This window comes from Streptomyces sp. NPDC047043 (assembly GCF_040644055.1).
In the GTDB taxonomy this organism is placed as follows: Bacteria; Actinomycetota; Actinomycetes; order Streptomycetales; family Streptomycetaceae; genus Streptomyces.
In genome coordinates this window covers 202383-228323 of sequence record NZ_JBEYVO010000012.1, presented here as the reverse complement: position 1 = coordinate 228323, position 25941 = coordinate 202383, and the positions used below count along the sequence as shown (strand labels likewise).

23 protein-coding genes are annotated in these 25941 nt (G+C 71.3%); 13 read left to right on the top strand and 10 right to left on the bottom strand.

Going from position 1 to position 25941, the window contains the following annotated elements; translation table 11 throughout:
- The first annotated feature begins 114 nt into the window (after positions 1–114).
- On the top strand, positions 115–711 hold the full coding sequence (locus tag ABZ880_RS20860; RefSeq protein WP_361264836.1) for a PepSY domain-containing protein: 597 nt from the start codon (positions 115–117) through the stop codon (positions 709–711).
- Between the two features lie 7 nt (positions 712–718).
- Here ABZ880_RS20860 and ABZ880_RS20855 read toward each other — a convergent pair whose 3' ends face one another.
- The 3 genes from ABZ880_RS20855 to ABZ880_RS20845 all read right to left on the bottom strand — a co-directional run bounded on the left by ABZ880_RS20855 (position 719) and on the right by ABZ880_RS20845 (position 4397).
- The gene (locus ABZ880_RS20855) at positions 719–2008 is read right to left on the bottom strand and encodes an MFS transporter (RefSeq protein ID WP_361264832.1); all 1290 of its coding nucleotides are present in this window, start codon (positions 2006–2008) and stop codon (positions 719–721) included.
- Positions 2009–2181: 173 nt separating this feature from the next.
- A complete protein-coding gene (gene meaB, locus ABZ880_RS20850; protein WP_361264829.1) occupies positions 2182–3138 on the bottom strand; it encodes a methylmalonyl Co-A mutase-associated GTPase MeaB in 957 nt (318 codons plus the stop codon).
- Between the two features lie 56 nt (positions 3139–3194).
- Positions 3195–4397: an acetyl-CoA C-acetyltransferase gene (locus tag ABZ880_RS20845; RefSeq protein WP_361264826.1), complete on the bottom strand. Its 1203-nt coding sequence runs from the start codon at positions 4395–4397 to the stop codon at positions 3195–3197.
- 148 nt (positions 4398–4545) lie between these two features.
- Here ABZ880_RS20845 and mce point away from each other — a divergent pair, with 148 nt between their 5' ends.
- The 3 genes from mce (at position 4546) to ABZ880_RS20830 (ending at position 10206) form a co-directional block, all read left to right on the top strand.
- Entirely contained in the window at positions 4546–4986 is a 441-nt protein-coding gene (mce, locus tag ABZ880_RS20840) for a methylmalonyl-CoA epimerase (RefSeq protein WP_361264823.1), read from the top strand.
- Positions 4987–5196: 210 nt separating this feature from the next.
- Positions 5197–9075, top strand: a complete 3879-nt coding sequence (gene scy / locus ABZ880_RS20835; protein WP_361264820.1) for a polarized growth protein Scy — start codon at positions 5197–5199, stop codon at positions 9073–9075.
- A 195-nt stretch (positions 9076–9270) separates the two neighbouring features.
- Positions 9271–10206 (top strand): cellulose-binding protein, encoded by a 936-nt coding sequence (locus tag ABZ880_RS20830; RefSeq protein ID WP_361264817.1) that lies wholly within the window; start codon positions 9271–9273, stop codon positions 10204–10206.
- Here ABZ880_RS20830 and ABZ880_RS20825 read toward each other — a convergent pair.
- Complete coding sequence (locus ABZ880_RS20825; RefSeq protein ID WP_361264815.1) at positions 10191–10817, bottom strand: TetR/AcrR family transcriptional regulator; 627 nt, start codon at positions 10815–10817, stop codon at positions 10191–10193. The two genes, ABZ880_RS20830 and ABZ880_RS20825, sit on opposite strands and share 16 nt — an antisense overlap.
- 98 nt (positions 10818–10915) lie before the next feature.
- Between ABZ880_RS20825 and ABZ880_RS20820 the strand changes: the two genes are divergently transcribed.
- From ABZ880_RS20820 to ABZ880_RS20800, 5 genes are all read left to right on the top strand, one after another.
- Positions 10916–12304 (top strand): DHA2 family efflux MFS transporter permease subunit, encoded by a 1389-nt coding sequence (locus tag ABZ880_RS20820; protein ID WP_361264812.1) that lies wholly within the window; start codon positions 10916–10918, stop codon positions 12302–12304.
- 9 nt (positions 12305–12313) lie between these two features.
- Positions 12314–13282, top strand: a complete 969-nt coding sequence (locus ABZ880_RS20815) for an ABC transporter ATP-binding protein (RefSeq protein WP_361264809.1) — start codon at positions 12314–12316, stop codon at positions 13280–13282.
- Between the two features lie 2 nt (positions 13283–13284).
- Positions 13285–14055 carry an ABC transporter permease gene (locus ABZ880_RS20810; RefSeq protein WP_361264806.1) on the top strand — a complete coding sequence of 257 codons (771 nt, stop codon included), beginning with the start codon at positions 13285–13287 and terminating at the stop codon, positions 14053–14055.
- Positions 14056–14168: 113 nt separating this feature from the next.
- Positions 14169–15428: an ABC transporter ATP-binding protein gene (locus ABZ880_RS20805; RefSeq protein WP_361264803.1), complete on the top strand. Its 1260-nt coding sequence runs from the start codon at positions 14169–14171 to the stop codon at positions 15426–15428.
- Positions 15425–16300 (top strand): ABC transporter permease, encoded by an 876-nt coding sequence (locus ABZ880_RS20800; protein ID WP_361264801.1) that lies wholly within the window; start codon positions 15425–15427, stop codon positions 16298–16300. Before ABZ880_RS20805 ends, ABZ880_RS20800 begins: the two co-directional genes overlap by 4 nt.
- A 7-nt stretch (positions 16301–16307) precedes the next feature.
- On the opposite strand, the gene ABZ880_RS20795 is transcribed toward ABZ880_RS20800, so the two are convergent.
- Positions 16308–16649 (bottom strand): ATP/GTP-binding protein, encoded by a 342-nt coding sequence (locus tag ABZ880_RS20795; protein ID WP_361264797.1) that lies wholly within the window; start codon positions 16647–16649, stop codon positions 16308–16310.
- A 221-nt stretch (positions 16650–16870) separates the two neighbouring features.
- Between ABZ880_RS20795 and ABZ880_RS20790 the strand changes: the two genes are divergently transcribed.
- Positions 16871–17899 (top strand): LLM class flavin-dependent oxidoreductase, encoded by a 1029-nt coding sequence (locus tag ABZ880_RS20790; protein WP_361264794.1) that lies wholly within the window; start codon positions 16871–16873, stop codon positions 17897–17899.
- 100 nt (positions 17900–17999) lie between these two features.
- Here the strand turns inward: ABZ880_RS20790 and ABZ880_RS20785 are convergent, their stop codons facing one another.
- Positions 18000–18392, bottom strand: coding sequence for an SCO5389 family protein (locus ABZ880_RS20785; RefSeq protein WP_361264791.1), 393 nt, complete (start codon positions 18390–18392; stop codon positions 18000–18002).
- Positions 18393–18647: 255 nt separating this feature from the next.
- Between ABZ880_RS20785 and nucS the strand changes: the two genes are divergently transcribed.
- Positions 18648–19319 carry an endonuclease NucS gene (gene nucS / locus ABZ880_RS20780; RefSeq protein WP_361264788.1) on the top strand — a complete coding sequence of 224 codons (672 nt, stop codon included), beginning with the start codon at positions 18648–18650 and terminating at the stop codon, positions 19317–19319.
- Between the two features lie 77 nt (positions 19320–19396).
- Here the strand turns inward: nucS and ABZ880_RS20775 are convergent, their stop codons facing one another.
- From ABZ880_RS20775 to ABZ880_RS20760, 4 genes are all read right to left on the bottom strand, one after another.
- Positions 19397–21934, bottom strand: coding sequence for an ATP-binding protein (locus ABZ880_RS20775; RefSeq protein ID WP_361264786.1), 2538 nt, complete (start codon positions 21932–21934; stop codon positions 19397–19399).
- Positions 21935–22190: 256 nt separating this feature from the next.
- Positions 22191–22514 carry an STAS domain-containing protein gene (locus tag ABZ880_RS20770; protein WP_123997713.1) on the bottom strand — a complete coding sequence of 108 codons (324 nt, stop codon included), beginning with the start codon at positions 22512–22514 and terminating at the stop codon, positions 22191–22193.
- A 169-nt stretch (positions 22515–22683) separates the two neighbouring features.
- The gene (locus ABZ880_RS20765) at positions 22684–23532 is read right to left on the bottom strand and encodes a 3-hydroxyacyl-CoA dehydrogenase family protein (protein WP_361264783.1); all 849 of its coding nucleotides are present in this window, start codon (positions 23530–23532) and stop codon (positions 22684–22686) included.
- A gap of 137 nt (positions 23533–23669) precedes the next feature.
- Entirely contained in the window at positions 23670–24311 is a 642-nt protein-coding gene (locus ABZ880_RS20760; protein WP_361264780.1) for a TetR/AcrR family transcriptional regulator, read from the bottom strand.
- An 81-nt stretch (positions 24312–24392) separates the two neighbouring features.
- Between ABZ880_RS20760 and ABZ880_RS20755 the strand changes: the two genes are divergently transcribed.
- On the top strand, positions 24393–25178 hold the full coding sequence (locus ABZ880_RS20755; RefSeq protein ID WP_361264777.1) for an ATP-binding cassette domain-containing protein: 786 nt from the start codon (positions 24393–24395) through the stop codon (positions 25176–25178).
- A 7-nt stretch (positions 25179–25185) separates the two neighbouring features.
- On the top strand, positions 25186–25935 hold the full coding sequence (locus ABZ880_RS20750) for an ABC transporter permease (protein WP_361264774.1): 750 nt from the start codon (positions 25186–25188) through the stop codon (positions 25933–25935).
- Positions 25936–25941 lie beyond the last annotated feature (6 nt).

Genomic DNA, 25941 nt, shown 5'->3' with positions numbered 1-25941 from the left:
GATCAGGGTCGCAAACCGAAGCTGAAGTGATCTTCAGGCGGCTTCAGGTTCCGCTCAGTGTCGGTCGGCGAGTGTGGTTCCCGTCGAAACCCAAGCGACTCGGGAGGAACCCCCATGAAGCGCAAGATCGTCATCGCCGCCGTCACCGCGTCCCTCGTGATCGGCGGGGGTGCGGCGGTCGCCTTCGCCGACGACGAGGCGCGCACCGGCGGCGCGGAGGTGCACGTGGCCGAGACGGACGACAGCACCGGCAGCGGCGGCGAGGCGGTTGCCACGCACACCACCGCCGCCGACGCCATCGCCGCCGCGCTTGAGCACACGCCGGGCACCGCCGTCGCCGCCGACCGGGACGACGACGGCGCGGGCGCCTGGGAGGTGGACGTCGTCAAGGGCGACGGCGCCGAGCACACGGTCCGGGTCTCCCCCGACACCGGCAAGGTCCTCGGCGCCCACCGCGACACCGACGACGACGGCCGCGACGACCTTGCCGTCCTGAAGGGCACGAGCGTGGACGTCCGCGAGGCCGCACTGGCCGTCGCGCCGAAGGGCACGGTCACCGACGTCGACCTGGACGACGACGGCCCGGCGGCCTGGAGCGTCGAGACCGCCAAGGGCGAGTGGAGGGTCGACGCGCACTCGGGCAAGGTCATGCAGGACCGCGACGCCTCGGACCACGCCGACCGGAACGACCAGGACGGCGACGACGACTGACCTGCCGTCACACGGCGGGCACCGCCTCCTCGCCGTCCCGTTCCGGCACCGTGCGAGGGGCGCTCGGCCCACGGCCGCCCCTCGCCGTTGCCAGTGCCGTCAGCAGGGCCGCCGCCCCGGCCACCGCGAAGCACAGCGCCGTCGGCGCCGCGCCCAGCAGCAGCCCGGCTCCGGCCGCGCCCGCCGTGATGCCCGCGTTGACGCCCGTGTTGACCCAGGCACCGGCGCGGACCCGTGCCTCGGGGGCGGCCGCGTCGTCGGCGATCAGATAGGCGGTGGTCAGGGCCGGCGCGACGAAGAACCCGGCGGCCGCGAGAGCGAAGGCGAGCGTGCCGAGGCCGGTGGCGAGCCCGGCGGCGCCCAGCGCCAGCCCCATGCCGGCCACCGCGAGGGGCAGCCGCACCCGGGCCGGGAGACGCCAGGAGACCGCCCCGTTGAGCAGACCGCCGACAGCGCTGCCGCCCGACAGCGCGGCCAGCGTCCAGGCCACGGCGTCGTCGCCGTAGTGCCGCTGCTGGGCGAAGGCCACGACCACCAGGTCGGCCGCGCCCAGCGTGAGCCCCACGCCCGCGGTGGCGACGACCGGCTGGAGGATTCCGCGCAGCACGCTCCGGCCGCGCCGGACAGCGCCCCGCCCGAGGAGGCGTCCCCGCCGGCGCACGGCCCCTGCAGCGGCGCGCATCGTCCGCAGGGCCGGCGAGGTCGCGAAGCCGGCGGTCCCCGCCACCATCAGGCCGGTCCCGAGGACGATCCCGGCCGCCGGCGGGGCGAACCCGACGACCACGCCGACCAGCAACGGCCCCGAGACGAAGAGCAGTTCCTCGGCGACACCGTCGAGGCTGTAGGCACGCTGCAACAGCGCACGGTCCGGGGCGAGTCGGCCCCACACCGCGCGCATGGTCGGGCCCAACGGCGGAGTGCAGGCGCCGGCCGCCGCGGTCACCGCACCCAGGACGAGCGGCGAGGTCGCGCCCGGGCGCCAGACCAGCCCGGTCAACAGGCCGAGCAGCCCGGCGTAGACGGCGACCATGGGGACGAGCGCGCGGCGCGGCCCGTGCCGGTCGATCAGGGCCGCGCGGGCGGGGGACAGGAAGACGCTGGTGCCGCCGAACAGCGCCATGACGGTGCCCGCCACCGCGTACGACCCGGCGGAACGGGTCACGGCGAGCATCACGGACAGCGGGACGACGCCGTACGACAACCGGCCGAGCAGGGCGGCGGCGAAGGTACGGCGGGCATGCGGAATGCGGAGGACGACGGCATACGACGGCCTCCGTGCAACTGACGTGGAAGACACGGGAGTTCAGTTCCTCGACTCGAGGCGGAAAAGGGACGCCTGATCGCCGCGCGTCGGCTGCGGTCGGTCACCGTGTGCCGTGCGCGGGCCGGGCGTGCCCTATGCCAAGAGGAGGTACATGTCGATCAACGTATCAGCGGGGGCGGGGAGTCGGCCACGGAATTACCCGGGGCTCAACTCTGCGTCAGGCCTGCCACCAGCTCGTCCGCCGCGCGGTACGGGTCCAGCTCCCCGCCCACGATCCGCTCCGCCAGCGCGCTGAGGCGGCGGTCGCCGTGCAGGTCGCCGATGCGTTCGCGCAGGGCCGTGACGGCGATGGTCTCGACCTCGCGGGAGGCGCGGGCGAGGCGGCGCTCGGCCAGGACGCCGCGCTCCTCCATCCAGGCCCGGTGCTTCTCCAGGGCCTCGACGACCTCGTCGATGCCCTCGGCGCGCGCGGCGACCGTCTTGACGATCGGCGGGCGCCAGTCGCCGGGGCCGCGGGACTCGCCCAGGCCCAGCATGTGGTTCAGCTCCCGGGCGGTGGCGTCGGCGCCGTCCCGGTCGGCCTTGTTGACGACGTAGACATCGCCGATCTCGAGGATTCCGGCCTTCGCGGCCTGGATGCCGTCGCCCATCCCCGGGGCCAGCAGGACCACGCTGGTGTCCGCCTGGGAGGCGATCTCGACCTCCGACTGGCCGACGCCGACCGTCTCGACCAGGATCACGTCGCAGCCCGCCGCGTCCAGCACACGGATCGCCTGCGGGGCGGCCCAGGCGAGGCCGCCGAGGTGGCCGCGGGTGGCCATGGAGCGGATGTAGACGCCGGGGTCGGAGGCGTGCTCCGACATCCGCACCCGGTCGCCGAGGAGCGCACCGCCCGAGAAGGGCGAGGACGGGTCGACGGCAAGGACGCCGACCCGCCTGCCCTGCTTGCGGTACGCCGTCACCAGCGCGGACGTCGACGTGGACTTGCCGACGCCCGGAGAGCCGGTCAGACCGACCACGTACGCGTTGCCCGTGAGCGGCGCCAGCGCCTCCATGACCTCCCTGAGCTGCGGGGACGCCCCCTCGACCAGCGAGATCAGCCGGGCCACGGCCCGCGGCCGGCCTTCCCTGGCCTGGGTCACCAGAGAGGAGACGTCCTGCATCACAGCTCCGTTCAGAGATCACGTACGTAGGTGCGCTCAGGCTTGCGCAAGTGCACTCAGGCCTTGGGTACCCGCACGATCAGCGCGTCACCCTGACCACCGCCGCCGCACAGCGCGGCCGCGCCCACGCCGCCGCCCCGCCGCTTGAGCTCCAGCGCCAGGTGCAGCACCAGACGGGCGCCGGACATGCCGATGGGGTGGCCCAGGGCGATCGCGCCGCCGTTCACATTCACCTTTTCGGTGGACACGCCGAGGTCCTTCATTGACTGGACCGCTACGGCCGCGAAGGCCTCGTTGATCTCGATCAGATCCAGGTCGGAGACGTCCAGGCCCTCCTTCTTCAGGGCGTGCAGGATCGCGTTGGACGGCTGGGACTGCAGCGAGTTGTCCGGGCCCGCCACATTGCCGTGGGCGCCGATCTCGGCGATCCAGTCCAGGCCCAGCTCGAGCGCCTTGGCCTTGCTCATCACGACCACGGCCGCCGCACCGTCCGAGATCTGCGAGGCGGAACCGGCCGTGATCGTGCCGTCCCTGGTGAACGCCGGGCGCAGCTTGCCCAGGGACTCGGCGGTGGTGTCGCCGCGGATGCCCTCGTCCTTGCTGAAGACGACCGGCTCGCCCTTGCGCTGCGGGATCTCGACCGGGGTGATCTCCGCCTCGAAGATGCCGTTCTTCTGGGCGGCGGCCGCGCGCTGGTGGGACAGGGCGGCGATCTCGTCCTGCTCGGGGCGCAGGATGCCGAGGCGGGTGTTGTGCTTCTCCGTGGACTCGCCCATGGCGATGTTCTCGAAGGCGTCGGTGAGGCCGTCGTGGGCCATGGCGTCGATCATCTCGATCGCGCCGTACTTGAAGCCCCCGCGGGACTTCGGGAGCAGGTGGGGCGCGTTGGTCATGGACTCCTGGCCGCCCGCGACGATCACGTCGAACTCGCCGGCGCGGATCAGCTGGTCGGCGAGGGCGATGGCGTCGAGGCCGGACAGACACACCTTGTTGATGGTGAGCGCCGGGACGTTCATCGGGATGCCTGCCTTGACGGCGGCCTGGCGGGCCGGGATCTGCCCCGCCCCGGCCTGCAGCACCTGACCCATGATCACGTACTGCACCTGGTCGCCACCGATCCCCGCACGGTCGAGGGCGGCCTTGATCGCGAAGCCGCCGAGGTCGGCTCCGGAGAAGGACTTGAGGGAGCCCAGCAGCCGTCCCATGGGCGTACGGGCGCCCGCGACGATCACCGAGGTCGAATTGTTCGATCCAGACATGAGCTGCGATCCCCTTCCGGCTGCACTGCCGAGGAGTGAACGAGGGTTTACTTCGAATGTACTGAGTGGCACTCCGTGCCGTCACCCGGCGGTCGGTGTGATCGCTGGCACGTTGCGTAACCATCGGAAGAGCGCTGCACTGACAACCATGCTGACGCGAATCGACCACATCGGAATCGCCTGCTTCGATCTCGACAAGACCGTCGAGTTCTACCGGGCCACTTACGGCTTCGAGGTGTTCCACTCCGAGGTCAACGAGGAGCAGGGCGTCCGCGAGGCCATGCTCAAGATCAACGACACCTCCGACGGCGGGGCCTCCTACCTGCAGCTTCTGGAGCCGACGCGCCCGGACTCGACCGTCGCGAAGTGGCTCGACAAGAACGGCGAGGGTGTCCACCACATCGCTTTCGGTACGGCAGATGTCGACGGGGAGGCCGCGGACATCCGCGGCAAGGGCGTACGCGTTCTGTACGAAGAGCCCCGACGCGGTTCCATGGGGTCACGGATCACGTTCCTGCATCCCAAGGATTGTCATGGCGTTCTGACAGAACTGGTCACTTCGGCGCCTGTTGAGTCACCTGAGCACTGACCCCCGTACATATGGGCCGGTAGGGTTGGGGGCGGTCGCCGCTTCTTGGGGGGTGACCGCACGCCGGGGACCGGGTTTCGGGGGGCGAGCGTCGGGGCAGCAGCCCGTGCTCCGCCGTTGATCTGACACCATTCCCCGGGGGCCCCGTTCGGCGGATGGACGGAGCTCGTTTGGCCAGACTTGCGACCAGGGGACGGATGGGACCGCGCAGTGCGGGGCTACGAACGCCAGGAGCGAGAGCCGGCGGCTGACGTCGACCACCTCTCTCGGTTCGAGGCCGAGATGGAGCGGCTGAAGACCGAGCGGGAAAAGGCGATCCAGCACGCCGAGGACCTCGGCTACCAGGTCGAGGTGCTGCGCGCCAAGCTGCACGAGGCGCGCCGCACCATCATGTCCCGGCCCGCCTTCGACGGCGGCGACATCGGCTACCAGGCCGAGCAGTTGCTGCGGAACGCCCAGATCCAGGCCGACCAGCTGCGCCAGGACGCCGAGCGCGAGCTGAGCCAGGCGCGGGCCCAGACCCAGCGCATCCTCCAGGAGCACGCGGAGAACGCGGCCCGGCTGCAGGCGGAGCTGCACCAGGAGGCGGTCACCCGCCGCCAGCAGCTGGACCAGGAGCTGTCGGAGCGCCGGCAGACCGTCGAGTCGCACGTCAACGAGAACGTGGCCTGGGCGGAGCAGCTGCGCGCCCGTACGGAGTCACAGGCCCGCAGGCTGCTCGACGAATCCCGTGCGGAGGCCGAGCAGGCGCTGGCCACCGCCCGTGCGGAGGCCGAGCGGGTCGCCACCGAGGCCCGGCAGCGGCTGCAGGCGGACGCCGAGTCGGCCCGCGCGGAGGCCGAGCAGCTCCTGCTCCGGGCCCGTACGGACGCCGAGCGGCTGCTGAACGCCGCCTCCACGCAGGCCCAGGAGGCCACCGACCACGCGGAGCAGCTGCGCTCCTCCACCGCCACGGAGTCGGACTCCGCCCGCCGCCAGGCGCAGGAGGCGAGCCGGGCCGCCGAGCAGCGCATGGCCGAGGCCGAGGAGGCACTGCGCAAGGCGCAGGCCGAGGCCGACAAGCTGGTCACCGAGGCCACGGCGCAGGCCGAGAAGGCCCTGGCGAGCGCCGAGTCGGCGAACGAGCAGCGCACGCGCACGGCCAAGGAGCAGGTCGCCCGGCTGGTCGAGGAGGCCACCAAGGAGGCCGAGTCCACCAAGGCGGACGCCGAGCAGGTCGTCGCGGACGCCCGCGCCGAGGCCGAGCGGATCGTCGAGGAGGCCGCCGAGAAGGCCCGCACGATCACCGCCGAGGAGAGCGCGACCCAGCTGTCGAAGGCGGCCAAGACCGCCGAGGACGTCCTGAACAGGGCGCAGGAGGACGCGCAGAACACCACCAAGGCGGCCGGCGAGGAGGCCGAGCGGATCCGTCGCGAGGCGGAGGCCGAGGCCGACCGGCTGCGCGCCGAGGCGCACGACATCGCCGAGCAGCTCAAGGGCTCGGCGAAGGACGACACCAAGGAGTACCGCGCCAAGACGGTCGAGCTGCAGGAGGAGGCCCGCCGGCTGCGCGGCGAGGCCGAGCAGCTGCGCGCCGAGGCGGTCGCCGAGGGCGAGAAGATCCGCGCGGAGGCCCGCAAGGAGGCCGTCCAGCAGATCGAGGAGGCGGCCAAGACCGCCGAGGAGCTGCTGGCGAAGGCCAAGCAGGACGCGGACGAGCTGCGCCAGAAGGCCACGACGGACAGCGAGAAGGTCCGTACGGAGGCCATCGAGCGGGCGACCACGCTGCGCCGGCAGGCCGAGGAGACCCTCGACCGGACCCGCAAGGAGGCCGAGCGGCACCGTGCGGAGATCGTCGAGCAGGCCGAGAGCATCAAGGCCGACGCGGAGCGGGACGCACGCGAACTGCACGAGGAGACCGAGCGGGCGATAGAGGCGCGCCGCGCGGAGGCCGCCGAGGGGCTGACGCGGCTGCACACGGAGGCCGAGGAACGTCTCGCCGCCGCCGAGCAGGCGCTCACCGACGCCCGCCAGGAGGCCGCGCGGATCCGCCGCGAGACCGCCGAGGAGTCCGAGCGGCTGCGCGCCGAGGCCGCCGAGCGGATCCGCTCGCTGCAGGCGCAGGCCGAGGCGGAGGCCGAGCGGCTGCGCAACGAGGCCGCGTCGGACGCGTCCGCCTCGCGCGCCGAGGGCGAGGCCGTCGCCGTACGTCTGAGGTCGGAGGCCGCGGCCGAGGCCGAGCGGCTGAAGTCGGAGGCGCAGGACACCGCCGATCGTGTACGGGCGGAGGCGCAGGCCGCGGCCGAGCGGCTCGGCACGGAGGCGTCGGAGACCCTGGCCGCCGCGCAGGAGGAGGCCAACCGGCGCCGCCGCGAGGCCGAGGAGTACCTCGGCACGGCCCGCCAGGAGGCCGACCAGGAGCGCGAGCGGGCCCGCGAGCAGAGCGAGGAGCTGCTGGCCTCGGCGCGCAACCGCGTGGAGGAGGCGCAGGCCGAGGCGCTCAGGCTGGTCGAGGAGGCGGACCGGCGCGCGAACGAGATGGTGTCGGCGGCCGAGCAGCACGCCCAGCAGGTACGGGAATCCGTGTCCGGGCTGCACGAGCAGGCCCAGGAGGAGATCGCCGGGCTGCGCAGCGCCGCCGAGCACGCGGCGGACCGCACCCGGCGCGAGGCCCAGGAGGAGTCGGACCGCGTCCGCGCCGACGCCTACTCCGAGCGGGAGCGCGCCACCGAGGACGCCAACCGCATCCGGCGCGAGGCCGCCGTGGAGACGGACGCCGCCAAGTCCCTTGCCGAGCGGACCGTTTCGGAGGCGATCGAGGAGGCGGAGCGGCTGCGGTCGGAGACGGCCGAGCACGCCCAGCGGGTGCGTACGGAGGCCTCCGACGCGCTCGCCGAGGCCGACCAGGCCGCGGCGCGCACCCGGGCGGACGCCCGCGACGACGCCAACCGCATCCGGTCGGACGCGGCCACGCAGGCCGACACCCTCATCACCGAGGCCCGCAACGAGGCCGAGCGGCTCACCACCGAGACGGTCACCGACACCGACCGACTGCGCACGGAGACGGTCGCCGAGGCCGAGCGGGTGCGGGCCGAGGCGGTCGCCAAGGCCGAGAAGCTCATCGCGGACGCCACCGGGGACGCCGAGCGGCTGCGCGCCGAGGCGGCGGACACGGTCGGCTCCGCGCAGCAGCACGCCGAGCGGGTGCGCAGCGAGTCCGAGCGCGTCAAGGCCGAGGCCGCGGCGGAGGCCGAACGGCTCGTCAACTCCGCGCGCGAGGAGGCCGAGCGGACCCTCGACGAGGCGCGCAGGGACGCCAACAAGCGGCGCCAGGACGTGGCCGAGCAGGTCGACACGCTCATCACGGAGACCACGGCCGAGGCCGACAAGCTGCTCACCGAGGCGCAGCAGCAGGCGCACAAGACCACCGCCGAGGCGGAGTCGCAGGCCGACACCATGGTGGGTGCGGCCCGCAAGGAGGCCGAACGGCTGGTGTCGGAGGCGACGGTCGAGGGCAACGCCCGGGTGGAGAAGTCCCGTACGGACGCGGACGAGCTGCTCGTCGGCGCCCGCCGGGACGCCACCTCGATCCGGGAGCGCGCCGAGGAGCTGCGCGACCGCATCACCGGCGAGATCGAGTCGCTGCACGAGCGGGCCCGCCGCGAGGCCGCCGAGACGATGAAGTCGACCGGCGATCGCTGCGACGCGCTCATCAAGGCCGCCGAGGAGCAGCTGGCCAAGGCGCAGGCAAAGGCCAAGGAGCTGGTCTCGGAGGCCAACTCCGAGGCGGGCAAGGTCAGGATCGCCGCCGTGAAGAAGGCCGAGGGGCTCCTGAAGGAGGCCGAGCAGAAGAAGTCGGCGCTCGTGCGGGAGGCCGAGGAGCTCAAGGCCGAGGCGATCCGCGAGGCCAAGCGCACGGTCGAGGAGGGAAAGCGCGAGCTGGAGATCCTGGTGCGCCGGCGCGAGGACATCAACGCCGAGATCTCCCGTGTCCAGGACGTCCTGGAGGCGTTGGAATCCTTTGAGGCCCCGACGGCGGGCAAGGACAACGGCGTCAAGGCCGGCGCCACGGTCGGCGCCCCTCGTTCGGGTAAGCCGTCGGACGGCTAGTAGCACAGCTGATCGACAGGTCCAAAACGAGTGACGTCTGGGGCCTTTGACCAAGTTTTTGGCAAGTGGTCCTAGGGTTAGCCACTCAAAAGGGGTGTCATTCTCCAGATCAAACACGTATCCGCTCGATGACACACCGCTTCGGCCCCTAGGATTCCCCCTATCACCTCACCGGTCTCATTTGACAGGAACCCCATGAGCGACACTTCCCCCTACGGCTTCGAGCTTGTGCGGCGTGGGTACGACCGCGCTCAGGTGGACGAACGGATCTCCAAGCTCGTCTCCGACCGTGACAGCGCTCTCGCCCGCATCACCGCTCTGGAAAAGCGCATCGAGGAGCTCCACCTCGAGACGCAGAACGCCCAGGCACAGGTAAGCGACGCGGAGCCGTCGTACGCCGGTCTCGGCGCGCGTGTCGAGAAGATCCTCCGCCTCGCCGAGGAAGAGGCCAAGGATCTGCGCGAGGAGGCCCGGCGCGCGGCCGAGCAGCACCGCGAGCTTGCGGAGTCGGCGGCCCAGCAGGTCCGCAACGACGCAGAATCGTTCGCGGCCGAGCGCAAGGCCAAGGCCGAGGACGAAGGCGTCCGGATCGTCGAGAAGGCCAAGAGCGACGCCTCGCAGCTGCGTTCCGAAGCCCAGAAGGACGCTCAGTCGAAGCGCGAGGAGGCCGACGCCCTCTTCGAGGAGACCCGCGCCAAGGCCGCGCAGGCCGCCGCCGACTTCGAGACGAACCTCGCCAAGCGCCGCGAGCAGTCCGAGCGCGACCTGGCGTCCCGTCAGGCCAAGGCCGAGAAGCGCCTCGCGGAGATCGAGCACCGCGCGGAGCAGCTCCGTCTCGAGGCCGAGAAGCTGCGCACCGACGCCGAGCGCCGCGCCCGCCAGACGGTGGAGACCGCGCAGCGCCAGGCCGAGGACATCGTGGCCGACGCCAACGCCAAGGCCGACCGCATCCGTTCGGAATCCGAGCGCGAGCTGGCCGCCCTCACCAACCGCCGTGACAGCATCAACGCCCAGCTGACGAACGTCCGCGAGATGCTCGCGACGCTCACGGGCGCCGCGGTGGCCGCCGCCGGTTCGCCGGCCGAGGACGAGCCCATCTCCCGTGGGGTTCCGGCTCAGCAGTCCCGGTAACCAGTAGCGCGTTCAGAGGCCCGCACCGTCTCCCCCGGAGGTGCGGGCCTCCGGCGTACCAGGGGGAGGAAGAGCTCGTCGACGATCTCGACCAGAGTGGCCTCGGTGAGGGGTTCGCTGCGCATCACGATGTCGTTGCGCACCAGGTCCGTCGGCAGGGTCATGATCCGCGGTGAGACGTCGGCCGTGGGGATCTCACCCCGTTCCACCGCCCGTTCGAGCAGGGTCTTCATCACGTCACGCATGACGTCGAAGACCGCGGCCCGCTGTTCGCCGATCTCCGCCAGCACCCCGTGCACGACGTCCTGCCCGATGTCGCGCTGCCGCTCGGCCATCGAACGAAGTACGGCCAGGACGTCCTCGCGCAGCGATCCGGTGTCCGGGACCCGGTCCGCCAGGGATCCGCCCTGGCGGTGGCGCAGGGCCGCGACCACCAGCTCCGCCCGGTTGCCCCAGCGGCGGTAGAGGACCTGCTTGCCGGTGCGGGCCCGGGTCGCGACGCCCTCCATCGTCAACTTCGAGTAGCCGACGGCCTTGAGCTCCTCCCAGGCCGCCTCCAGAAGGTCGGCCTCCAGAGCGGCACCGCGCCGCCGCGTGGTCTCCGCGGGCACTGACCCACCTCCTTAAGAGACCTTGCGTCTCTAACGAGGGTCAGCCTATCGTCGACTCAAGAGACTCACCGTCTCTTAAAATCGTCACGGGGGCCCGTATGCCCGAAGAACGCCTCGACCCCGCCGTCCTCGAACTGGCCGGAATCCTCGTCCTCGGCGCCCTCGCGCCGCTCCTGGACAGCACGATCGTGTCGATCGCGATCCAGACCCTGGGCCACGACCTGCACGCCTCGACGGCAACCGTGCAGTGGGTGAGCACGGCGTACTTGCTGGCGCTCGCGATGGTCGTGCCGCTCAGCGGTTGGGCTGCCGAGCGCTTCGGGGGCCGGCGGATGTGGCTGGCCGCGCTGGCGCTTTTCCTCGCCGGGTCGGTGCTCTGCGGCGCGTCCTGGAACATCGAGTCGCTGATCGCCTTCCGGGTGGTGCAGGGCATCGGCGGCGGGCTGATGCTGCCCGTACTGCAGACCCTGATCCTGCGGGCCGCGGGCGGCCAGCGGCTCGGGCGGCTGATGGCCGTCGTATCGCTGCCGGCCCTCCTCGGCCCGATCCTCGGTCCCGTCCTCGGCGGCCTGATCGTCGGTCACCTCAGCTGGCGCTGGATCTTCTACGTCAACCTGCCGATCTGTCTGCTCGCCATCGCGCTCGCATGGCGGGGCGTGCCCAGGGACGCAGGCAGGGCCGGCGCCCGCCTCGACCTGACCGGACTCGCCCTGGTCTCCCCCGGGCTCGCCGCACTCATCTACGGCCTCTCCCAGGTCGGCGACCAGGGCGGCATCGGCCACGCGCGCGTGCTGGTGCCGCTGTGCGCCGGAGTCGTCCTGGTCGCCGTCTTCGCCCGCCACGCGCTGCACAGCGCCCAACCCCTGGTCGACCTGCGGCTGTTCCGGGTGCGGTCGTTCTCGGCGGCCTCGGCGCTGACCTTCACGGGCGGGCTGACGCTGTTCGGCGGAATGTTCCTGCTGCCGCTGTACTACCAGCAGGTGCGCCACGAGAGCGTGATCGCCGCGGGGCTGCTGCTCGTCCCGCAGGGCGTCGGCGCACTGCTGGCCCGGGCGACGGGCGGCCTCACCGACCGCCTCGGTCCCCGCCCGATCGCGGTCACCGGCCTGCTCCTGACCGCCCTCGGCACACTCCCCTTCGCCCTCGACGCCCGGAACAGCCTCCTTCTCGCAGCCGCCCTCCTCATCCGCGGCTTCGGCATGAGCGCGGCCAACCTCGCCCTGCTGGTCGGCGCCTTCCAGGGCCTCGCCCCCGAGCGCATCCCGCACGCCGGCTCCACGACCCGGATCGTGCAACAGCTCGGCGGCTCCTTCGGCACCGCGATCCTGGCGGTCCTCGTCCAGCGCGGCGGCTCGACGAGCACCGCCTTCGCCCACACCTTCCTGTGGACCGCCCTCTTCACGCTCCTCGCGGCCGGCGTCGCCCTGCTGCTCCCGGCGCGGCAGCCCGAGCCCGCTCAAGTGGCAGCGCCCGTACGCCCGTCTTAGCGTGGCCGCATGATCGAGCTCGAGGGGCTGACCAAGCGGTACGGCGAGAAAGTGGCGGTCAACAACCTCACCTTCGCCGTCAGACCCGGCATCGTCACCGGCTTCCTCGGGCCGAACGGCGCCGGCAAGTCGACGACCATGCGGATGATGCTCGGGCTCGACCGGCCCACCGCGGGCGACGTCCGCATCGACGGCAAGCACTACGACCGTCTCAGGGACCCCCTGAAGTACATCGGTGCCCTGCTGGACGCCAAGGCCATGCACGGCGGCCGCAGCGCCTTCAACCACCTGCTCTGTCTGGCACAGAGCAACGGCATCCCGAAGAGCAGGGTGGCCGAGGTCCTCGACACCGTGGGACTCACGGCCGTGGCGAGGAAGAAGGCCAAGGGGTTCTCGCTCGGTATGGGACAGCGGCTCGGCATCGCGGGCGCGCTGCTCGGCGACCCGCGGATCCTGATGTTCGACGAGCCGGTCAACGGCCTCGACCCCGAGGGCATCCACTGGATCCGCAACCTGATGAAGTCGCTGGCCGCACAGGGCCGTACGGTCTTCGTCTCCTCCCACCTGATGAGCGAGATGGCGCTGACCGCCGACCATCTGGTCGTCATCGGCCAGGGCCGGCTCCTCGCGGACACCTCGATGTCCGGCTTCATCGAGCAGAACTCGCGGTCCTACGTCCGTATCCGCACCCCGCAGCGCGAGCGGCTGCTCGACGTGCTGCACGAGGCCGGGGTCACCGTCGTCGAGTCCGGCAGCGGGACGCTGGAGGTGGACGGCGGCAAGGCCGAGCACATCGGCGAGCTGGCCGCGCTGCACCAGATCGTGCTGCACGAGCTGAGCCTCCAACAGGCCTCCCTGGAGGAGGCGTTCATGCAGCTGACCGCGGAGTCGGTGGAGTACCACGCGCACTCCGACACACCCCACGACGACGCGCCGCCCGTGCAGCAGCCCTGGGGCGACGGCTGGAACAGGAGCTGAGCATGGCGGCGATCCAGGTCGTACGGTCCGAGTGGACCAAGATCCGGTCGGTGGCCTCGACCGTGTGGACGCTCTCGCTCGCCGTGGTCGTCACGATCGCCCTCGGCATGCTGATCTCGGCGCTGTCGCGGCACGAGTTCGACAACATGAGCGCGAAGGACCGGCTCTCCTTCGACCCGACGTTCATCAGCTTCGCGGGCATGAGCCTCGGACAGCTGGCGATGATCGTGTTCGGCGTGCTGGTGGTGTCCAACGAGTACAGCACCGGCATGATCCGCACCTCGCTGGCCGCCGTACCGCAGCGCGGCACCTTCCTGCTCAGCAAGATCGCCGTCGCGACCGGCCTCGCGCTGGTCGTCGGCATGGCCACGAGCTTCGTCGCCTTCTTCCTCGGGCAGGCGATGCTCGGCTCGCACCGGGCGTCGATCGGCGACCCGCACGTGCTGCGCGCCGTGATCGGCGGCGGCATCTACATGACCCTCATCGCGGTGTTCTCGATGGGCGTCGCCGCGATGCTGCGCTCGCCGATGCTGTCGCTGGGCATCCTGATGCCGTTCTTCTTCCTGATCTCCAACATCCTCGGCAACGTCGACGCGACCAAGAAGATCGGCCGCTTCCTGCCCGACCAGGCCGGCAGCAAGATCATGCAGGTGGTCCCGCGCATCGACGACGACACCCCGTACGGCCCCTGGGGCGGCCTCGGCATCATGGTGCTGTGGGCGCTCGCCGCGCTGCTCGGGGGGTACGTGTTGCTGAAGAAGCGGGATGCATGAGCGGGGGCAGACCTTTTACCTGGTCTTGAGCGGAACCGTCAGCGCTTCGATACCCTCCTAACCCTTACGGGGGCGTGTGCCCTGCTGTCCTGACCTTTCGATGGGTGCGGAGCATGATCGAGGCTGTCGGCCTGACCAAGCGCTACGGCGACAAGACCGCCGTCTACAACCTTTCCTTCCAGGTGCGGCCCGGTGCCGTCACCGGCTTCCTCGGACCCAACGGCTCCGGCAAGTCGACGACGATGCGGATGATCCTCGGCCTGGACAACCCCACCGCGGGGCACGTGACGATCGGCGGCTACCCGTACCCCAAGCTGCCGAACGCCCCCCGCCAGGTCGGCGCACTGCTCGACGCCAAGGCCGTGCACGGCGGCCGTTCGGCCCGCAGCCACCTGCTGTGCCTGGCCCAGCTGTCCGGCATCCCGGCCCGCCGGGTCGACGAGGTGCTGGGCGTGGTCGGTCTGCAGGAAGTGGCCAGGAAGCGCTCCAAGGGCTTCTCCCTCGGCATGGGCCAGCGCCTCGGCATCGCCGCCGCCCTCCTCGGCGACCCCCAGGTGCTGCTGTTCGACGAGCCGGTCAACGGCCTCGACCCCGAGGGCATCCTCTGGGTCCGCAACCTCATGAAGGCGCTCGCGGCCGAGGGCCGTACGGTCTTCGTCTCCTCGCACCTGATGAGCGAGATGGCGCTGACCGCCGACCACCTCATCGTCATCGGTCGCGGACAGCTCCTGTCCGACATGAGCGTCAAGGACTTCATCTCGGCCAACTCCGCCGACTTCGCACGCGTGCGTACGCCCGACACGGAGCCGCAGCTGCGCGAGAAGCTGACGTCCGCGCTGACCGAGGCCGGCGGGCACGTACTGCCCGAGCAGGACGGCGCCCTGCGCGTCACCGGTCTGCCGCTCCCCCGCATCAGCGACATCGCGCACGACTCCGACGTGCGCCTGTGGGAGCTGTCGCCGCATCAGGCCTCGCTGGAGGAGGCGTACATGCGGATGACGCAGGGCGCCGTCGACTACCGCTCGACCATCGACCAGAAGGAAGGGCTCATGCAGCCGCTTCCGCCCGGCGCCCAGCCCCCGATGCCGGTGCCCGGCCAGGGCCAGCCCGGCTGGTACGCCCCGCCGCCGCCCCAGCAGGGCGGTCAGCCGTTCGCGATGCCGCAGGGACAGCCGGGTCCGTACGGCGGCCCTGCGCAGCCCCCGGCGGGCCCGTACGGCGCTCCGGGCGCTCCCGGCGCGGGTGAGCCCAACCCGTACGCCGGCGCAGCTCCCCAGGCTCCCCAGGCGCCGCAGGCACAGCCCGCCGCGCCCGCGCAGCCGCCCGCCTCCGCCGCCCCCGCCGACCTGACCAAGCCCGAGGACGCCCGATGAGCACGCCCCAGCCCCCGATGCCGCAGGCCGCCGCACCCAACTGGCAGGCGGCGGCGCCCGGTTCGCCGCACCCCGGCTACACCTCGCCGATCCCCGTCGTACGCACCCACCTCGGCCACGCGATCGCCTCGGAGTGGACGAAGATCAGGTCGGTGCGCTCCACGATGTGGACGCTCGGCGTGTTCGTGCTGCTCGTCGTCGGCATCGGTCTGCTGACCGCCGCACTGATCTCCGCGAACGAGTCGGATGCGGGTCTGGCGGGCGAGAACCCGCTGTCCTTCGGTGTGTTCGGGCTGCTCCTCGGCAGCATCTGCATCATCACGCTCGGCGTGCTGACCACCGCCTCCGAGTACGGCACCGGCATGATCCGCACCACGATGACCGCCTGCCCGTCCCGGGCCCGGGTGCTGGCGGCGAAGGCGATCGTGTTCTTCGCGGTGGCGTTCACCATCACGTTCGTGTCGGTGCTCCTGGTCGCCCTCGCGGACGTGGCCATGCTGGACACCGCCAGGGAACCGTCCGGCGGCGAGTGGCTCAAGGGCACGGTCGGCATCTCGCTCTACATCGCGCTGCTCGGACTGCTCTCGCTCGTCATCGGCTCGATCATCCGGCACTCGGCGGGCGCGATCACGATCATGATCGGCGTCGTGCTGGCCCCGCTGGTGATCGCGCTGTTCATGTTCTCGGAGGCGCTGGAGGGCGTGCGCCAGGCCCTGTTCGAGTACTCGATCCCGAACCAGCTCAGCGTCTTCTACTCCAACTCCCTCAGCGACTCCGGGCCGACGGGCTGGGACCCGCTGTGGATCGCCATCGGCGTCACGGCCGCCGCGTTCGCCGGCGCGGTCGCCCTGCTGCAGCAGCGCGACGTGTAACCGGGCTTCAGAACTTCGGCGCGTTTCGGGACCGCTGCACCCGCGTGGTGCGGCGGTCCTTGGCGTTCCAGCACGCCTTGTGCCAGTGCCGGCGGTCGTCGACGCCCGAGTGCTCCGGCCACGCCACGACGTGCGGCACACCGGAGGGGATCATCTGGTCGCAGCCCGGGCAGCGGTAGGTCTTGCCCTGCGCGCTCGCGCCCGCGACGTGCCGGATGTTCCAGTCCTCGCCCTGCCAGTTCTCGGTGGACTGCCAGCCGCCGTAGCGGCCGGGCCGGTCGTCCTCGGCGCTCCGGCCGGACGAGCCGGACGGATCAGCTCCCTTGGGTCGGTTGCGACGCGGGGACACAGGACACCTCACGGGGCTATACAGGAAGCACGGGTCGTGTCCAGCCTACGGGGCGCGGACGGGGGTACGCGTGGGGTACCGGCCGGCCCCGACCCCGCCGCGACCGCCCATTCTGCAGACAATCCGCAAATCTCTTCGCCAGGCCGTGTCCTTCGGCACGTGTCAGACGTTTATGCCGGGTGGGGGAGCTCCGCGTCGGAGCCAAGGAAGCAGGAAGAGCAATGCGCGTAGGTAGTTTCGTGTTGGCGGCCCAGTTCCCGGGGCAGGGCCAGGGGGAGGCGCTGCACCGCGCGGTCCGCTCGGCCGAGATCGCCGAGGAGGCCGGCCTGGACTCCGTCTGGCTGGCCGAGCACCACTTCGTGCCGTACGGCACATGCCCGTCGGCGATCACCCTCGCGGCCTTGCTGCTCGGCCGCACCCAGCGCCTGAAGGTCGGCACGGCGGTCACCGTACTGCCCACCGCCCACCCGGTCTCGGTCGGCGAGCAGGCCGCGCTGCTGCACATCACGTCCGGCGGGCGCTTCTCGCTGGGCCTGGGGCGCGGCGGGCCCTGGGTCGACCTGGAGGTGTTCGGCTCGGGCATCAAGGCGTACGAGGAAGGATTCCCGGAATCGCTCGATCTGCTGCTGCGCTGGCTGCGCGAGCCGTCGGTCGCGGCCGCGGGCGAGCGCTTCGCCTTCCGTGAAGTCCCCGTCGTACCAAGGCCGTCGGAGTCCCTGTCGGAGGCGCCGGGCCCCGAGGTCGTCGTCGCGTGCACCTCGCCGTCGAGTGTGCGGACGGCCGCCGAGCGGGGTCTGCCGATGCTCCTCGGGATGCATGTCGGGGACGAGGAGAAGGCCGAGATGGTCGCCCTGTGGCGGCAGTTGGCGCGCGCGGCCGGGCATCCTCCCGAGCAGGTGCTCGGCGCGGCCCATGTCTCGGCCGGTGTCTGCCAGATCGCGGACCGGCGTACGGACGCGGTGGAGGCGCTGACCAAGGCGATGCCGGGCTGGCTGAGGCAGGGGCTCGACGCGCATGTCACCGTGGACGGCCGGACCCGGCAGATGCGCGACCCGCTGGCGTACACCGAACTGCTCTGCGGGCTGCACCCGGTGGGCACCCCACGGCTGTGCGCCGACCGCCTGGCGGCGACCAGCGAGCGCACCGGCATCTCCCGCTTCGCCCTGCTGGTCGAGGGCTCGGGAGACCTGGCGGCCACCGAGGAGAACGTACGGCGCCTGGGCGCCGAAGTGCTCCCGCACCTCGCCTGAGAAGGAGACCGAACCTCAACTGCCCTGTCCGGCACGGAGCTTGCCGCCCCAGTACTGAAACACCTCCCGCGTACGGAGCGGCAAGCAAGCGGCGTGCCGCTCAGCAGTCCCGGAACTCCGGGGACTGGTTGAGCAACTGACTGCGGACCGAGGTGAAGCGGGTCAGCGTCTCGTCGACCGAGGCGTCCAACGGGAACACCGCCACCCGGTGGCAGTTCTGGAAGGCCAGCCGTACGCCGAAGTGCCTTTGCAGCGCGCCGCGTATCGCGTCACTCGCGAGCGCACGCAGCAGCTGACCGCGTGCCTGCTCGTCCGGCGGGGGCGTCTGGTTGTCGGCGAACGCTCCGCCGTCGACCTTCAGCTGAGCCACCAGGGAGCTGATCATCTCCCATGCGTAGGGCAGGGAGGTCCGGACGCAGTCGACGAATTCTGCTTCGTCGACCTCGCCTCGCTCGGCCTTTTCGAGTAGGGCCGGTGAGACGTCGAGCGACATGGGTACTCCTCTCGCACCCCCGTGGTCGACAGGGGTTGCCGGACAGATGAGGGAGTTCGCGAACCGGATACGGTGTGTACACGTCTCGCGACCTCCCGTTTACTACGGTAAGCAACGGACGGTGACGGCACCAGGAGAATGCGTACATGAGGGGCCCTCTTTGGGCACACAATCGGCCACAAATGAACAAGGGTTGACCCGGGTTTTCTGGGGCGAATCGCGTGCACCCGTACCCGTCGAGTAGCGTTGCCGACCATGCGTCTCGTCATTGCCCGATGCTCCGTCGACTACGCGGGCCGGCTCACCGCCCATCTCCCCTCGGCGCCCCGCCTGATCCTGGTGAAGGCGGACGGCAGCGTGTCGATCCACGCGGACGACCGCGCCTACAAGCCCCTGAACTGGATGTCCCCGCCCTGCACGCTGAAGGAGGGTGCCGGCGAGGAGGAAGGCGTCTGGACCGTCGTCAACAAGGCGGGCGAGAAGCTGATCATCACGATGGAGGAGGTCCTCCACGATTCCTCGCACGAACTGGGCGTGGATCCGGGCCTGATCAAGGACGGCGTGGAAGCACACCTTCAGGAGCTCCTCGCCGACCGCATCGAGACCCTCGGCGACGGCTACACACTCATCCGCCGCGAGTACATGACCGCCATCGGCCCCGTCGACATCCTCTGCCGTGACGCCGAGGGCCGGACCGTCGCGGTGGAGATCAAGCGGCGCGGCGAGATCGACGGTGTGGAGCAGCTCACCCGTTACCTGGAGCTGTTGAACCGCGACCCCCATCTCGCCCCGGTCCGCGGCATCTTCGCGGCCCAGGAGATCAAGCCCCAGGCCCGCGTCCTCGCCACGGACCGCGGCATCGGCTGCACGGTCCTGGACTACGACGCCCTGCGCGGCATCGAGGACGACAAGCTGCGGCTGTTCTGAGGGCCGGCACAGGCGGTTCTACGACGAAGAGGGCCGGGTCCGTCGGACGGACCCGGCCCTCCTGTGTGCTCTCGGCCTCACATCACCGTGCCGGCGCTGCTGCTGCTCTGCGTCGTACTTGCCGAACTGCTGGTCTCCGCCGGGGCGCTGGTGACCGGGGCGGAGGACGTGATCGGGGCGCTCGCCGAGTCCGACGTCGAAGGGGTCGTCGACGGCGGGTTGGTGGGCGTGGTCTCCGTCGGCGTCGGAGTCGGCGTCGGAGACGAGGACGTCGGAGGCGTCGTCGGAGGCTTGGTCGTAGGACTCGTCGACGGCGGCTTGGTCGTCGGCGACTTCGTGGGCGAGCTCGTCGAACCGCCGCCCGTGCCCTTCGTGCCGCTCGGGTCGTCCGACGGCTCGCTCGTGCCGGAGGACGACGGCGGGGTCGGGTCGTCGGAGGTGCCGTACGTGCCGTCGGGGCCCGGGTCGGTCGGGCGGCTGGTCGCGGTGCCCGTGTCGCCGTTGTCGCTCTTCGGCTTGTCGGCGCCCAGGCTGCCGTCGTCGGCGCCCTGGCTGGCGGACGGGTTGACGCCCACCTTGTCGGACGGGTTGTTGGCGTCGTTGTTGGACGTCGCGCCGAGCGTCACCACCGTGCCGAGCACGGCGACGAGCAGTGCGCCCGCGCCGGCCGCGACGAGGTTGCGCCGGGCGAGGCCCCTGATGCCGGCGCGGTGCGCCTTGGGCGGCGGGCCGGACGGGGCACGGTTCACGACGATGGTCGCGGCGGTGTCACCGGACGACGGCTGGAGCGGCGGGAAGGCCGCGGGCACACCGCCCGGCGGCGACTGCGACTCCTCGTAGCGCGCGTCCGGCACCTCCTCGCCCGCGGTCGAGCCGAGCCGCGGCGTGGTGCCGGTGCGGTCGGCGAGCAGGGCGAGGGCGCGGCGGCCTGCCACACCCCCGCGCTTGTCGGCGGTAGCGCCGCGCAGGCCGACGGAGGTCTCCAGCTCGGTACGGGCCCGGTCGAACTGTCCGCCGCAGAGCGCGAGGATGCCCAACTCATGGTGGAAATAGGCCTGTTCCGACACCTCACCGGCGAGCCGGGCGGCCTCGGAACCGGACCGCAGGGCCCGCTCCCAGGCACTCCAGTGCAGCCCCGCGGCGAACGCGGGCGCCGCCGTGCGGGCCAGCTGCACGGTGACGCTCTCCTCGCCCTCGGCCGGCGCGGTGGTGCCCGGCACCAGGAGACCGAGCGCGGCGAGCAGGGCGTCGGCCTCCGCGCACACCCGCTCCGGGGTGACCGACGGATGTCCGGCCCACCAGGCGTAGTGCTGGGCGGCGGTCAGGGCCCGGGCATCGATGTCGTCGCCGTACCCGGCGGCCTCCAGCTGCGTCAGCACCCCGGCGGCGAGCCGGTAGCGGGATCCGACCGGCGAGACCAGTCCACAGGCGGCCAGTTCACCGAGGGCGGCGTCCGCGTGGGTGTCGCCGACCAGCGCGGGCAGATGCGCCTGATGCGGCACCTCGCCGCCGAGCGCGACGGCGAACCGCAGGGTGGCGCGCGCCGAGGCGCTCAGCCGGGAGGCGAGCAGCGGCGCGGGCGCGGCGGCCTCGCCGAGCGAGGGCAGCGGTACGTCGTCGCCGTCCCCGGCGACCGACGAGGCGTCGAAGGGCGCGTCGACGGGCAGCGCGTCCTGGAAGACGCCGAACTCGTCGACGGCGTCGGTGCCGGCCCGCTGCCGGTCGCGCTGGAGCAGCAGGGCGCCGGCCTGGACGAAGCGCAGCGGCAGACCCTCGGACTCGAACCAGAGGTCGCCGGCCCAGTTGGCCTCCTCCTCGGTGAGGAGGCGGCCGACGACACGCTCGATCAGGTCCACGCCGCCGGCGCGGTCGAGGCCGCCGAGGAAGACCTCCTCGATGGCGGAGTCGGCGGAGGGCGCGTGCACGTCGGGCGTCGCGCCGATCACGAAGGCGCACTCTGGCGTCGCGTCCAGCAGCTCGTCCAGCCCGGCGCCGCCGAACTCGATGTCGTCGAGGACGACGACGGCCCCGATGTCCCGGACGTACTGGAGCAGTTCGTCCCGTTCCGGGCGGTGCAGGGGCGCGTTGTAGACGGCGTAGAAGAGGTCGTGGAGCAGGTCGTCGGTGGTGCGGTGGAAGCCGCTGAGGCGGACGACGCCGTCGGGGGCGAGGTCCGAGCAGTCCTCGGCGACGAGGTCGAGGAGGGCGGTGCGGCCGGAGCCCGCGGGGCCGGTGAGGCGCACGGAGCGGCCGCGGGCCAGCAGCCGGACCAGGCGCTCGCGCTCGTCCTGGCGCTCCAGGAGCGGCAGCGACGGCCGGGCCTGGCCGGGCGGCACCGGCGGCTTGGCCGCGCGGTCCGTCTCGGCGCGCTCGGCGGCCGTGAGCTTCTCGGGACGCCCCGGGCGTTCGCCCGGCGGGCAGGCCTCTATCTCGCTGCCGTCGACGGGGTTGACGGTCAGCAGGTAGTCGCCCGTGACGAGTTGCACCGTGCGCGCGAGCGCGGACGAGTGCTGACCGAAGTCGGGTGTGAGGGGATCCCTGGGCGGGCGCTGACGCGGCGCTGTGCCGTCGCCGTCATGGCCGTACTCCTCGGGTCCCCGGTTGTTCGGGTCCATAGGTTCAAGCCCCCCAAAAGCGTCTCGTGTGCCGAAGCCCTCCCCGGCCTTGCCGCACACCACGCTGTCGCTTCTGGTCCGGTGCCCGCTCGAGGGTTCTCGGGGCGGCGGGCAGCCGAACCCTAAACCTTTGCACAGTATCTACGACAGCCCGGGGTACCGCGCCGCCCGAGACGTCACAGTCTCATGAGGATTGCGCGCGTCGTGTGTTTCGCAACCGGAACGCCCGACTGCCCCACCCCATCCGTGCCGGTGGTCACACGCGGGGCAGTGACTCCACCCCGATGCCCCCCTCGATCGCCAGGATCCGGTGCAGCCGGGTGGCCACCAGCAGGCGCTGCATCTGCGGCGGAACGTCGCGCAGCACCAGGCGCCGGCCGCAGCGGCCGGCCCGCCGGTGGACGCCCATGATCACCCCGAGTCCGGTGGCGTCCCAGGAGTCCAGTTCGGACAGGTCGAGCACCAGGTCGCCGACTCCGTCGTCGACGGCCGAGTGCAGGACCGTACGGGCGTCCGCCGCGCTGCGGACGTCGAGGCGGCCCCCGACGACCAGCTCGGCGTGGTCGCCCCTGATGTGCATATGCGCTCCCCGTGAGTGCGGTGGCGTACTCCGTGACGGTGGCTGTGCAACGTCTGACTGCTTCAGCGGCAACGAGGTTGCCGTCTGTAAGCGAACCGATACCGAATTCACCCGAGGGGGTGAGACCCCTGGGAACTGTGCGGTTTCAGTGACTGTACGTACCGATCTTTCAGTACGTGTAGAAGCCCTGCCCGCTCTTGCGTCCGATGTCACCGGCGTCAACCATCCGGCGCATCAGCTCCGGCGGCGCGAACTTCTCGTCCTGCGACTCGGTGTAGATGTTGCTGGTGGCATGCAGCAGGATGTCGACACCGGTCAGGTCCGCCGTGGCCAGCGGGCCCATCGCGTGGCCGAAGCCCAGCTTGCAGGCGAGGTCGATGTCCTCGGCGGTCGCGACGCCCGACTCGTAGAGCTTGGTGGCCTCGACGACGAGCGCCGAGATGAGACGGGTCGTCACGAAGCCGGCGACGTCGCGGTTGACGACGATGCAGGTCTTGCCGACGGACTCGGCGAACTCCCGCGCGGTGGCGAGGGTTTCGTCGCTCGTCTTGTACCCGCGGACCAGCTCGACGAGCTGCATCATCGGCACCGGCGAGAAGAAGTGGACACCGACGACCCGCTCGGGGTGCTCGGTGGCCGCCGCGATCTTGGTGATCGGGATCGCGGAGGTGTTGGAGGCGAGCACGGCGTCCTCGCGCACGATCTTGTCGAGCGTGCGGAAGATCTCGTGCTTGACCTCGAGCTTCTCGAAGACCGCCTCGACGACGATGTCCGCGTCCGCGGCGGCGTCCAGGTCGGTGGTCGCGGTGATGCGGGCGAGGGCGGCGTCGGCGTCGTGCGCCTCCAGCTTCCCCTTGCCCACGAACTTGTCGTACGAGGCCTTGATGCCGTCGGTGCCACGCTTCAGCGCTTCGTCGGTGACGTCACGAAGGACGACGTCCCAGCCCGCCTGAGCGGAGACCTGGGCGATCCCGGAACCCATCAAGCCGGCGCCGATGACGGCAAGCTTCCGTGCCACTGTTACGACTCCCCTTTGAAACGCCTTACACCCTGTTTAGGTTGCCTCTTCGGCGGACCTTAGCGCTCGTGAGGTGCCGTGTGACCGGTAAGTAATGCGCGTCACGTCTCATCTGACGGACATCACACCGGCACGGCTCATTCAGCGCCTCGGACGGCGTAGTTGAGCACCTTCTCGCTCAACAGGTCCTCGATGTCGTCGAGGAGAGCCAGTACCTCTCGTGACACTTCGCGTGGATTGCGCCCCTTGACCATCTCACGCCCGATGACGGCGACGACGGTGCTGTGCACCCAGCCGAGCTGACCGGCGATCAGGTTCGGCATCGGGTCGCCGGCGTCGGCTCCGATCTCCTCGCGCAGGGCCTCCTCGAGGTTGGCCTGCACCTCCTGGCCGATGGCCCACAGCCGGGAGCGCAGAGCGGGCGCGTCCTCGATGACCCGCATGAACTTGGCGTACCCGGAGATCAGCCCGACCCGCGGCGAGACGGCCTCGACCTCCTCGCGCAGCTCGCGCAGGATCGCGGCGGCGGCCGACTCCCCCTTGTTCCGGCCGCGCACCCAGCGGCCCATCCGGTCGACGACACCGGAGGAGCGGTCGAAGAAGAGGTCCTCCTTCGCCGGGAAGTAGTTGTAGACGGTGTTGACGGAGACGTCGGCGGCATCGGCGATCTCCGCGACGGTCACCGCGTCGAAGCCGCGCTCCACGAACAGGCCCGTGGCGACGTCCGAGATGTACTGCCGGGTCTGCCGCTTCTTCCGCTCCCTGAGCCCCTCTGCCATGACCGAATCCTAACTTTCGCTGAGCCCGCTGAAAACTTGGAGTCATTGCAAAATTTCAGGGACTCTGTTTTTCTGGACGGCATGCCAGCAGTCATCAGCGCGGCCGGACTGGCCCGCACCTTCCAGACCAAGCGCGGCCCGGTCGAAGCGGTCCGCGGCATCGACCTCACCGTCCGCGAGGGCGAGATCCTCGGCTTCCTCGGCCCGAACGGCGCGGGCAAGACCACGACCCTGCGCATGCTCACCACGCTGCTCGCACCGACCGGCGGTACGGCCACGGTCGCGGGCTGCGACCTCGCCACCGATCCGGCCGGGGTGCGCCGGGTGTGCGGATACGTGGCCCAGTCGGGCGGCGTCGACCCTCAGATCTCCGTACGGGAGGAACTCGTCACCCAGGGCCGCCTCTACCGCCTGACCAAGGTCCAAGCGGCTGCGCGCGCCGAGGAGTTGGCCGGCGACCTGGGTTTCGCCGAGCTCCTCGACCGCAGGGCGGGCGCGCTCTCCGGCGGTCAGCGCCGCCGCCTCGACATCGCGATGGCGCTCACCCACCGCCCGAGGGTCCTGCTCCTCGACGAGCCGACGACCGGTCTCGACCCCGGCAGCCGCGCCGACCTGTGGGACCTGATCCGCGGCCTGCGCGACGACCACGGCACGACGGTCTTCCTGACCACCCACTACCTGGACGAGGCCGACGCCCTCGCCGACCGCCTGGTGATCGTCGACAAGGGCGTGATCGTGGCGGAGGGCACACCGAGCGCGCTGAAGCTGCAGCACGGCGGCTCGATCGACGCGAGCCTCCAGGACACGTTCCTCGCCATCACCGGCCGCGGTCCCGTCCCGGCCGACGCCGCCCCCGTAGCCGTATAGGAACCCGATGCTTCTCCACGACACGGCCCTCATCTACGGCCGCTATCTCCGCCAGTCCCTCCGCTCCCGCTTCGCGCTGCTCTTCGGCCTGCTGATGCCGCTGCTCCATCTCCTCTTCTTCGGCCCGCTGCTGACCGGCCTGCCACTGGGCGGCCGGGGCAGTTCCTGGCAGGTGCTGGTGCCGGGACTGCTGCTTCAACTCGGCCTGTTCGGGGCCTCGTTCGCGGGGTTCGCGATCATCATCGAGAAGAGCCAGGGAGTGCTGGAGCGGATGCGGGTGACCCCCGTGAGCCGTCTCGCCCTGCTTCTCGGCCGGGTGCTGCGCGACGCCACGGTGTTCGTCTTCCAGGCGGTGCTGCTGGTCCTCGCCTCGGTGGCGATGGGGTTGCGCGCGCCGCTGCCCGGCGTGCTGATCGGTTTCGCGTTCGTCGGTCTGCTCACGGTCTCGCTGGGCTCGCTGTCGTACGCCATGGCGATGAAGGTCCACACGCCGCAGGAGTTCGGGCCGCTGGTCAATGCCATGACCATGCCGTCGATGCTGCTGTCGGGGCTGATGCTCCCGATGACGCTGGCGCCGGCCTGGCTGGACGTGGTCTCCCACTTCATGCCGTTCCGCTATCTGGTGGATGCGGTGCGGGACGCCTACGTCGGCTCGTACGCGACGGATCACATGCTGTACGGCGTCCTGGTGGCTGTCGCCTTCGCGGGACTGGCCGTGACGGTGGGCACACGCGTGTTCCGCACGGCCGGGGCGTAACTACGC